Origin of the sequence: Micropruina sp., assembly GCF_027492755.1 — a bacterium.
Taxonomy (GTDB): domain Bacteria; phylum Actinomycetota; class Actinomycetes; order Propionibacteriales; family Propionibacteriaceae; genus Micropruina.
In genome coordinates this window covers 50032-60661 of record NZ_JAPUED010000125.1, presented here as the reverse complement: position 1 = coordinate 60661, position 10630 = coordinate 50032, and the positions used below count along the sequence as shown (strand labels likewise).

General features: G+C 70.2%; 6 protein-coding genes. 4 read left to right on the top strand and 2 right to left on the bottom strand.

Annotated features, from left to right (window positions below; translation table 11 throughout):
• Positions 1-105: 105 nt before the first annotated feature.
• From Q0066_RS09130 to Q0066_RS09120, 3 genes are all read left to right on the top strand, one after another.
• Positions 106-3558 carry a transglutaminase family protein gene (locus Q0066_RS09130; protein WP_298132198.1) on the top strand — a complete coding sequence of 1151 codons (3453 nt, stop codon included), beginning with the start codon at positions 106-108 and terminating at the stop codon, positions 3556-3558.
• A 105-nt stretch (positions 3559-3663) separates the two neighbouring features.
• The gene (locus Q0066_RS09125) at positions 3664-6174 is read left to right on the top strand and encodes a circularly permuted type 2 ATP-grasp protein (RefSeq protein ID WP_298132197.1); all 2511 of its coding nucleotides are present in this window, start codon (positions 3664-3666) and stop codon (positions 6172-6174) included.
• Entirely contained in the window at positions 6167-7108 is a 942-nt protein-coding gene (locus tag Q0066_RS09120) for a transglutaminase family protein (RefSeq protein WP_298132196.1), read from the top strand. Before Q0066_RS09125 ends, Q0066_RS09120 begins: the two co-directional genes overlap by 8 nt.
• 131 nt (positions 7109-7239) lie before the next feature.
• On the opposite strand, the gene Q0066_RS09115 is transcribed toward Q0066_RS09120, so the two are convergent.
• Complete coding sequence (locus Q0066_RS09115; protein ID WP_298132194.1) at positions 7240-8103, bottom strand: DUF559 domain-containing protein; 864 nt, start codon at positions 8101-8103, stop codon at positions 7240-7242.
• Positions 8104-8191: 88 nt separating this feature from the next.
• Here Q0066_RS09115 and ligD point away from each other — a divergent pair, with 88 nt between their 5' ends.
• Positions 8192-9154, top strand: a complete 963-nt coding sequence (gene ligD / locus Q0066_RS09110; protein WP_298132193.1) for a non-homologous end-joining DNA ligase — start codon at positions 8192-8194, stop codon at positions 9152-9154.
• 1 nt (position 9155) lies between these two features.
• Here ligD and Q0066_RS09105 read toward each other — a convergent pair whose 3' ends face one another.
• Entirely contained in the window at positions 9156-10610 is a 1455-nt protein-coding gene (locus tag Q0066_RS09105; protein ID WP_298132204.1) for a CCA tRNA nucleotidyltransferase, read from the bottom strand.
• Between the last annotated feature and the right edge of the window lie 20 nt (positions 10611-10630).

Sequence of the window (10630 nt, the reverse complement as noted above, 5' to 3'; positions counted from 1 at the left end):
AAGTCACCCGGTCAGATTACCGGTGAACCCTGTCCGCGTTTCAGTGAGGTTTCGGCGGCCTCAGGTGGGTGACCGGTGCGGCACCCGCCGAGTACATTCACGCAAGTGACGATCCGGGTAGCCCTCGAACACCGCACCACCTACTCTTTCGCCGAACCGGTGCAGGTGTTCCCGCACACCGTCCGGCTACGACCTGCCCCGCATTCCCGGACGCCGATCGCCGCCTACTCGCTGACGGTGTCTCCGCGGACGCATTTCATCAACTGGCAGCAGGATCCGTTCGGCAACTACCTGGCCCGGCTGGTGTTTCCCGAGCCGGTGAAGGAACTCGACATCTGCGTCGACCTGGTCGCCGAGATGACGGTGATCAACCCGTTCGACTTCTTCCTCGAGGAGTACGCCGAGCGCTACCCCTTCGCCTATCCGGACGCCCTGCGCGCCGACCTGGAGCCCTACCTGCGCCGCGTCGACGAATCTGCCGACGGCGGTCCCGGTCCGCTGGTGCGGCAGTGGGTGCAGCAGCACATCACCGAGCCCTACGCCGCGCTGACCGGTGATGAACGGCCACGCATGGTGGACTTTCTGGTCGCGGTGAACACCGCGCTGCAGGCCGACATCGCCTACACCGTCCGGATGGAGCCCGGGGTGCAGAGTCCGGACACCACGCTGGCCAAGGCGCTCGGCTCGTGCCGTGACTCGGCCTGGCTGCTGGTGTCGATCCTGCGCGAGGCCGGTCTGGCGGCCCGGTTCGTCTCCGGTTACCTGGTCCAGCTGACCTCCGACGTGGAGGCGCTGGACGGGCCGTCCGGACCGACCGAGGACTTCACCGACCTGCACGCCTGGGCCGAGGTGTTCATCCCCGGCGCCGGCTGGATCGGCCTCGACCCGACCTCGGGGCTGTTCGCCGGGGAGGGCCATATTCCCTTGTCAGCGACGCCGCACCCGTCGTCCGCGGCGCCGATCACCGGAGCCACCGCGCCGGTCGAGGTGACCATGGCGTTCTCCAACACGGTCCAGCGGGTGCATGAGGATCCGCGGGTCACCAAGCCGTACACCGACGCCCAATGGGCGGCCGCGGACGCTCTGGGCGAGCGGGTCGACCAACTGCTGGCCGCGGGCGACGTCCGGCTCACCATGGGCGGCGAGCCCACCTTCGTCTCCGCCGACGACACCGCCACCCCGCAGTGGGAGGGCGCCGCCGACGGCCCGGAGAAGCGGGTGCTGGCCCAGCAACTGGCCGCCCGGCTGGAGCAGCGCTGGGCGCCGGGCGGCGTCGTCCACCACGGTCAGGGCAAGTGGTACCCGGGCGAGGATCTGCCGCGCTGGAACATCGCGATCACCTGGCGCACCGACGGCATCCCGATCTGGGAGGACCGCTCGCTGCTGGCCAACCCGTGGGACGAGCCGTGCGTCGAACCCGGTTCGGCGGAAGCGCAGACCGGGGTGCGGGATCTGGCCGCCTACATCGCCGGTGGCCTGGGCATTCCCAGCGGGCACGTGGTACCGGCTTACGAGGACGCACTTTCCGACCTGCTGGCCGAGGCGCAGCGCCCGCTCGGGGAGGAGCGGCCGACGACCGACCTGGAACCGGACGATCCGGCGCTGGCCGACGCCGAGGCGCGCGCCGCCAAGGTCGCCGAGCTGGACCAGGACCCCGGTCGCCCGCGGGGCTGGGTGGTGCCGGTGTTCCGGCTGACCGACGAGGGCTGCTGGGGTACCGCGCAATGGCGGCCGCGACGGCGGCACCTGTTCCTCACCCCTGGCACCTCACCGATGGGCCTGCGGCTGCCGCTGTCCTCGCTGAGCTGGCGCGAACCGCCGGAGGAACCCGAACGCTCGGCGCTGGAGATGACCGGGCTGCTGCCACTGATCGTGGAGGGCGAGCCGCCGGAGGCCGTCATCCAGGACATCGCCGACTCGCCGCGCACCGCCCTGTGCGTCGAAGAGCGGGACGGCCGGCTCTACGTCTTCCTGCCGCCGCTGACCAAGCTGGAGGACGCTCTGGAACTGCTCAGCGTGATCGAGACCGCAGCGTCCGCGGTGGAGCTGCCGGTCGTCCTGGAGGGCTATCCGCTGCCGTTCGACCTGCGCACCAAGACGTTGTCGGTCACCCCCGACCCGGGCGTGATCGAGGTGAACACCCAGCCCACCAGCAACTGGGCCGAGCAGCGCGACCTCACCCTGAGCTTGTACGAGGATGCGCGGCAGACCCGGCTGGCCACCGAGAAGTTCGACCTGGACGGCACCCACACCGGCACCGGCGGCGGCAACCACTTCACCCTCGGCGGCGCGACCCCGGCCGATTCCCCGCTGCTGCGCCGGCCCGACCTGCTGCGTTCGCTGATCACCTACTGGCAGCATCATCCGGCCTTGTCATACGTGTTCTCCGGACGGTTCATCGGCCCCACCTCGCAGGCGCCGCGGTTCGACGAGGGCCGCTTCGAGACGCTGTACGAGATGGAGATCGCGTTCGCCGAACTCGACCGGGTGACCGCGGACGCCGAGAAGTTCGCGCCGCCGTGGGGCGGCCCGGCACTGCCCTGGAACACCGACCGGCTGCTGCGGCACCTGCTCACCGACCTGACCGGCAACACCCACCGCTCCGAGTTCTGCATCGACAAGCTGTACTCGCCCGACTCGCAGCGCGGACGCCTCGGCCTGCTGGAACTGCGTGGGTTCGAGATGCCGCCGCACGCCCGGATGGCACTGGTCCAGGCGCTGCTGGTGCGCTGCCTGGTGGCGATGTTCTGGGCCCGTCCCTACCGGGGCCGGCTGATCCGCTGGGGCACCCGGCTGCACGATCGGTTCCTGCTGCCGGCCTTCGCGGCGTCCGATCTGCGCGAAGTGGTGGCCGACGTCAACGAGTGGCTGTCCGAGGCCGCGCCCGGCGTCCGGTTCGACCCGGCCTGGCTGGACCCGTTCCTGGAGTTCCGCTTCCCGCGGCTCGGCGAGACCCGGATCTCCGGCGTCCACCTGGAGCTGCGGCAGGCGATCGAGCCCTGGCACGTGCTCGGTGAGGAGGCCACCGGCACCGGCACCGCCCGCTACGTGGATTCGTCGGTCGAGCGGGTGCAGCTGGCGGCGTCCGGCTTCATCGAGGGACGGCACGTGGTCACCTGCAACGGCGTCCCGGTGCCGCTGACGCCGATCGCCAACGGCGGTTGGGGCACCGCGCTGGGCGGCGACGACGAGCCGTCCACGGTCGGCATGTTCGCCGGCGGCGTCCGCTACCGGGCCTGGGCGCCGTGGTCGGCGCTGCACCCGACGATGGGAGTGCATTCGCCGCTGGTCTTCGACCTGGTCGACACCTGGAACGACCGATCGCTGGGCGGCTTCACCTATCACGTGGTGCACCCGGGTGGCCGCAACTACGACACCTACCCGGTCAACGCGGTCGAGGCGGAGTCACGCCGAGCCGCCCGGTTCCAGCCCCACGGGCACACCGCCGGTTCGGTCGACACGTCCTCCTGGCCGGCGGCCGAGGCGCTGTCGGGTCCGATGGGCACCGAATACCCCTGCACGCTCGACCTGCGCCGCTACTCCCCCGGCAACCACTGAGCCATCCGTCATCCCGGCGAACGCCGGGATCCCCGCACCGGTCCGACGTAGCCACGGATTGGCGCGACCGCACCGGCGGGTGGCCGTCCCCCTAAGGTGAGCCCCATGTCCGCAGCCGTTTCGGTCGAATCGGGCGTGCTCGACGACTACCGGGCACGCCTGCGTCCCGGCGTGATCGACGAACTGGTCACCTCGACCGGCCTGCGCGCCGACCAGGCCGCGCTCGGCGCCGCCGTCGACGCGATGGGCATGGCCGGGCTGCAGGCGGCCCGCGCCGAGGCCCGCACCTTCGCCGCCGACGAGGGCGTCACCTACGGCACCGGCTTGACCGGCAGCCGGAACTGGGCGATCGACCCGATCCCGGTGCTGCTCGGCGCCACCGAGTGGGCCGACCTGGAGGCAGGGCTGCGGCAGCGGGCCCGGCTGCTCGACCTGGTCCTGGGCGACCTGTACGGCGAACAGCAGCTGCTCCGGCGCCGGGTGCTCCCGCCCGAGGTGATCCTCGCCCACGACGGCTACATCCGGCAGACCGAGGGCATCAGCGCACCCGGACGCCGCCAGCTGGTGATCGCCGCCACCGATCTGGGCCGCGACCCCGAGGGCCGCTGGACGGTGATCTCGAACCGCACCCAGGCGCCGTCCGGCCCCGGCTATGCGATGGCGACCCGGCGGATCATCTCTCGGGTGATGGCCGGTGTGCACCGGTCGATGCCGCTGGCCCGGCTGCGCGGCTTCTTCCAGACCTTCACCGCCGCCCTGCAGGACGCCTCGCCGTCCGCCACCGAACCGCCGCGGGTGGTGCTGCTCACCCCCGGGCCGAACAGCGAGACCGCGTTCGAACAGGCCTACCTGGCGACCCTGCTCGGCTTTCCGCTGGTCGAGGCCGACGACCTGGTGATGCACCGGGGCAAGGTGTGGCTGCGGGCCGGCGACCGGCTGGAGCAGGTCGACGTGGTGCTGCGCCGGGTGGACGCCGCCTTCGCCGACCCGCTGGAACTGCGCGGTGACTCACAACTCGGCATTCCCGGCCTGATCGAGGCCACCCGGAACCGGACCGTCGCCGTGGTAAACCCGATCGGCGCCGGCGTCCTGGAGAACCCGGGGCTGTCCGCCCACCTCAACGCTGCCGCGGAGGCCCTGCTCGGCGAGGAACTGCGGCTGCCGATGCCGGCCACCTGGTGGTGCGGACGCGACGCCGACCGCTCCCACGTGCTGGCCAACCTGGAGAACCTGGTGATCAAGCCGATCTCGCGGGCGTCGGGTGCGCTGCGCTACGGCTGGCAGCTGACGGCGCAGGAACGCGACGAACTGGCGTCCCGGATCGCCGCCGAACCCTGGGCCTGGTGCGGCCAGGAACGGATGCACCTCTCCACCGCTCCGGTGGTGACCCGCGCCGGCCTGGAGCCGCGCCGGTTCGTGCTGCGTGCCTTCGGCGTCGCCCATGACGACGACTACCGCTTCCTGCCCGGCGGCCTGGGCCGGGTGGCCGCCCGGGTCGGCGAACACACGGTCTCCAACTACAGCGGCGCGCTGGCCAAGGACGTCTGGGTGATCTCCAGCGAGGCCGACCAGCTGACCCCGACCTCCCGCGACCGGGTGGTGGCGCCGGTGCTGCTCGCCCGGTCCGCCGGGCTGTCGCCCCGGGTGGTGGACAACCTGTACTGGCTGGGTCGCTACGCCGAACGCGCCGAGGGCACCGCGCGGCTACTGACGGTGGTCGACGACTTCGCCGAGGACAACTCCAGCCGCACCCGGACGCCGGGCGCCCGCGCCACCGAAGCGCTGCTGCAGACGCTGGCCCAGGTGAGCGGAACCGAGTCGCTGCGGCAGGACGGCTCGCCGCTGGGCTACCTGCGTCAGGTGGTGCTCGACGGTTCGCGCACCGGCACCGTCCGGCATTGCGCGACCCAGGTGATCAACGCCGCCCAGCACGTCCGGGATCTGCTCAGCGTCGACACCTGGTCGGTGCTCGGACGCCTGCAGCAGACCCTTGACGACACCCCGGACGACGACGACCAGCTGCAGCCGCTGCTGGCCGACGTACTGGAGTCGTTGCTGGCGTTCGCCGGCATCGTCGCCCACAGCATGGTGCGCGACGAGTCCTGGGCGTTCCTGGACGCCGGCTGCCGGATGGAGCGGGCTCAGCTGACCCTGTCGGTGCTGACCAGCGCTTTCGCTGAGGCGAAAGACCGGCAGGTCGAGGATCTGGTGGTCGAAGGCGTGTTGCGGGCCGGTGAGTCGATCATCACCCACCGCCGCCGGGCGGCCGCCGGAACCGGTCCGACGCTGGCGCTGGAGTCGGCGATCGAGCTGCTGCTGCTCGACCGGGCGAATCCGCGGTCGGTGCTGTACCAGGCCGAATCGCTGGCGGCCGACCTGGCCCTGCTCGGCGACGAGGCGTCCGCGGCCAAGGCGCTCGCGCTGGTCAAGGCACTGGACGCCGTCCGGCCCGAGGAGCTGCTGGAGACGGCAGCCCTGACCACCCGGTTGCGTGAACTGGAGCAGGATTTCCGCCGGCTGTCCGACGACCTGACCTCGCTGCACTTCTCCCGGCAGGCGCCGCGGCGTCCGCAGACCGCCGGTTGGGCGAGCCCTTGGCAGGTGGCCGATGACTGAGCCGATCACCGAGGCGGCACCGCCCGATCACTACGCGCCGCGGCGGTACCGCGTCCGGCACTCGACGATCTACCGCTACGACGACGACGTCGAGGCCTGCTACGAGCGCGGCTTCCTGCGTCCGCTCCAGACCTGGTCGCAGCAGGTGCTGTCCAACGAGGTGGCGGTCTCGCCCGACCCCGACGTGCTCACCGAACACGTCGATCACTTCGGCAATCACAGCTTCTACGTGGAGATCCGGACGCCGCACCGCGAGCTGGTGGTGGCCAAGACCGCGTTCGTGGACGTCGCCTGGCCGCGGCCCAGCATGGAGTCGCTCAACGCCTTCACGGTCGCGGACGCCACAGCGCGGGTCGCCGAAGAAGCCGACCCGATGGAGCGCGCCGAGTACCTGCTGCCGTCCGACCTGGTCGAGCTGGGCCCGGAGGTGCGGGCCTACGCCGACAGCATCCTGTGGGCCGATCGTCCGCTCGGCGACGCGCTGCAGTCGCTGTACGCGACCATCTATCGCGACTTCAAGTACGAGCTCGGAGCGACGTCGGTACGCACCACGCTGCCCGAGTTGCTGAAGCTGCGCAAAGGGGTCTGCCAGGACTTCGCCCACCTGGCGGCGGGCTGCCTGCGCAGCATCGGCCTGCCCGCCCGGTACGTCTCGGGCTATGTCGAGACCTCGCCGCCACCGGGGCAGCCGAAGTTGGAGGGGTCGGACGCCTCGCACGCCTGGACCTCGGTGCTGGTGCCCGGCGGCGAGTGGATCGACCTCGACCCGACCAACGACCATTTCGCCGACTCCCGCTACATCGTCACCGCCTGGGGGCGTGACTTCCGCGACGTCTCCCCGCTGAAGGGCGTGGTGTTCACCGAAGCGAAGAACTCCACCCTCGAGGTGAAGGTGGACGTATTCCGGGTGAATCCCGACGGCTCACTGAGTTGAACGAGGCTCCGAACGGAATTCGGCTATTGATGAATACAGATCCGCACACTCGATAAGATGCTCAACCGATTCATCATGCCTCGGGGATGGGACGAGTGTGCGAATCTGTATTCACCGGTTGATGAACTCTCTCAGAACCGCTCGAGTGCAGCCTGAATTTCGGCCACAATGCCGGCCGGATCATCTTGCAGGCGCCGCCAGGTGTACCGCAGCACCCGGTAACCGGCGAGCACCAGGTGATTCTGCCGGATCCGATCGGACTCGAAGGCCTGCCGGGTCCCGTGTACCGCGAAACCATCGAATTCGACGATCAGCATGGCCGTTTCGAACAACAGGTCGGGGTAGTAGGTGAAGCCACCCACGCGCAGCACAACATTGGCGACCCACCCGGTGAGGCCGGCTGCCCGCAGCACGTTTTGAAGTTCACGCTCGCCGCCCGACCACGGATTGTCGGCATAGCTCACCATGATCCGACGGCGGGTCTGCTGATCCCGCCCGTTGTCGAATTCCGGCAGGGCCTCCATCAGTTCGCCCGGAGTGACCAAGCCCTCACGCACGAATAGGTCGGCGGCACGGCCGTTGTCCCGCGGTGCCACTTCGACTGCCACCAGCGCCGCGGACGGACAGCGCAGTCCGTTGAATCGCCTGATCGTCGTGATCCGCCTGCGGTGGATGGAGACTCCCGAGGGCGGGCGACCAGCCTCGGCCTGGGCGATCCGGATCTTCTCACGCGGGCCGAACGGGCTCTGGTCGGCTGTGATCGCGGCCACCGCCGACTCTCCCCAGAGCACCGAGGCCGGGCGTGCCTCCAGTGCCGCGGCGTATCGGGTCAACCGACTGGTGAGCAACTCGGCATCGACGAACACGCCCGGGTGGACCCGCACGATCGACTCGGCGGCGAGGAGTGTGTTGATGGTTGCCCGGGCATGCCTCCGGAAGCTGAGCACTCCGTCGTTGACGCGCAGCACTTCTAGCGCGCGACGGTGCGGGTCCATCCTGCTATCCAGCCACAGTTCGCACCGACCTCTGCCGGCCGAACGACAATCTGTGGATAACTCATCGCTGCACCGCTACCGTCGAGGCATGCCCAGTCCCGCTGTCGAGATCGAGGTGGATGACCGGGTCGTCCGGGTCACCAATCCCGACCGGGTCTACTTCCCCGAGACGGGCTGGACCAAGCACGACCTGGTCGACTACTACCTCGCGGTCGGCGACGGCATCGTCCGGGCGCTGCGCGAGCGGCCCTGCATGCTGCACCGCTTCCCGGACGGCCTGGCCGGCCCGAAGGTGCACCAGAAGCGGCTGCCCGGCGGCGCACCGGAGTGGGTGCAGACCGTCGAGCTGTGGTTCCCCCGGTTCGGCCGCACCGCCGACGAGTTGTGCGTCACAGAGCTGGCCCAGGTGATCTGGGCGGTGCAGATGTCGACGGTCGAGTTCCACCCGTGGAACAGCCGGCGCGGCCACGTCGAGCAGCCGGACGAGTGGCGGATCGACCTCGATCCGATGCCGGACGCCGACTTCGCAGGCGTTCGCCGGGTGGCCCACGTCGCCCACCAGGTGCTGGACGAGCTGGGCATCACCGGCTACCCGAAAACCTCCGGTGGCAAGGGCTTTCACATCTACGTCCGGATCGAACCGGAGTGGGGGTTCGGCGAGGTGCGACGGGCCGCACTGGCCTTCGCCCGCGAGGTGGAGCGGCGCTGCGACGACGCCACCACCGTCTGGTGGCGCAAGGACCGCGATCCGAAGAAGATCTTCGTCGACTTCAACCAGAACGCCCGCGATCACACCATCGCGTGCGCCTACTCGGTCCGTGGCACCCCGACCGGAACGGTGTCCACCCCGGTGTTCTGGGACGAGATCGACGACCTCGACCCGCGCGACTTCACCCTGGCGTCCGTGCCGGCCCGGTTCGCCGACCTGGGCGACCTGCACGCCGGCATCGACGACGAATCGTTCCGGATCGACCAGCTGCTCCAGTGGGCCGATCGCGACGGCATCGAACCGGCCAAGGCCGACGTCAACCGCGACGGCGGGCACCCCTGAGTCAGTCGGACGCCTGCCGCTGCGCCCACCAGGCCAGCAGCGCCTCACGCGCCTTCTCCTCGCCGAGCGGGCCCTCGTCGATCCGCTTCTCCAGCAGGTACTTGTACGCCTGTCCGACGTCACGGCCGGGCGGAATGCCGAGGATCGCCATGATCTGGGTGCCGTCCAGATCGGGGCGCATCGAGTCCAGTTGCTCCTGCTTGGCCAGCTCGTCGATCCGCCACTCCAGCTGCTCGTAGGCGGTGCGCAGCCGGGCCGCCTTGCGGGCGTTGCGGGTGGTGCAGTCCGACCGGGTCAGCACGTGCAGCCGCTCCAGCTCGTCGCCGGCGTCCCGCACGTAGCGGCGCACCGCCGAGTCGGTCCAGTCGGCGTCGGCATAGCCGTGGAACCGCAGGTGCAGCTCGACCAGCTTGGCCACCGCCTTGATCTGGTCGGTGGGAAACCGCAGCGCCTGCATCCGCTTGGTGGCCATCTTGGCGCCCACCACGTCATGGTGGTGGAAGGACACCTTGCCGCCCGGCTCGAACCGGCGCGTCCGCGGCTTGCCGATGTCGTGCAGCAGCGCCGCCAGCCGGGCGATCAGGTCGGGGCCGCCGAGCCGCGGCTCCAAGTCGATGGTCTGCTCCAGCACGGTCAACGTGTGCTCGTAGACGTCCTTGTGCCGGTTGTGCTCGTCACGCTCCATCCGCAGCGCCGGCAACTCGGGCAGCACGTGGGCGGCCAGCCCGGTCACCACCAGCAGGTTCAGCCCCACCCGCGGATTCGGCGCCATGATCGTCTTGACCAGCTCGTCACGGACCCGTTCGGCCGACACGATCGCGATCCGGTCGGCCATCGCGGTCATCGCCGCCACCACGCCCGGCGCCGGACGGAACCCCAGCTGGGCCGCGAACCGGGCTGCCCGCATCATCCGCAACGGATCGTCGCTGAACGACAACTCCGGGGTCGACGGCGTCATCAGCACCCCCTGCTCGGCATCGGCCAAGCCACCGAACGGGTCCAGCAGCTCGCCGGTCACCATGTCCAACGCCATCGCGTTCACCGTGAAGTCGCGGCGCACCAGATCGCCGCCGAGATGATCGCCGAACACCACGGACGGCTTGCGCGAGTCGGCCTGGTAGGCGTCGGAGCGGAAGGTGGTCACCTCGAGCACCAGCCTGCGGGCTTCGGCAGCCTCGACCGGTGCGGACCCGCTCGACGGGGCTCGGTCGTCGGGCACCGCGCAGCCGATAGTGCCGAAATCCCGGCCCATGTCCCAGACCGCGTTGGTCAGCCGCCGCAGCAGCCGTTCGATCTCGTCCGGACGCGCCGAGGTGGTGAAGTCCAGGTCGTTGCCGGTCCGGCCGAGCAGTGCGTCACGTACCGGCCCGCCGACCAGGTAGAGCTCGTGGCCGGCGTCGGCGAACAGCGTCGCCAGCCTCGTCACCGTGGCCGACGAGGTACGCAATTGCTCCAGGGCGGCGCGCTGGGCAGAAG

What these genes read in the sequence shown, in the direction of transcription:
- Q0066_RS09120 (WP_298132196.1), top strand. Translation starts at nt 6,167, where the DNA reads ATGACTGAGCCGATCACCGAGGCGGCACCGCCCGATCACTACGCGCCG.
- ligD (WP_298132193.1), top strand. Translation starts at nt 8,192, where the DNA reads ATGCCCAGTCCCGCTGTCGAGATCGAGGTGGATGACCGGGTCGTCCGG.
- Q0066_RS09125 (WP_298132197.1), top strand. Translation starts at nt 3,664, where the DNA reads ATGTCCGCAGCCGTTTCGGTCGAATCGGGCGTGCTCGACGACTACCGG.
- Q0066_RS09115 (WP_298132194.1), bottom strand. Translation starts at nt 8,103, where the DNA reads ATGGACCCGCACCGTCGCGCGCTAGAAGTGCTGCGCGTCAACGACGGA.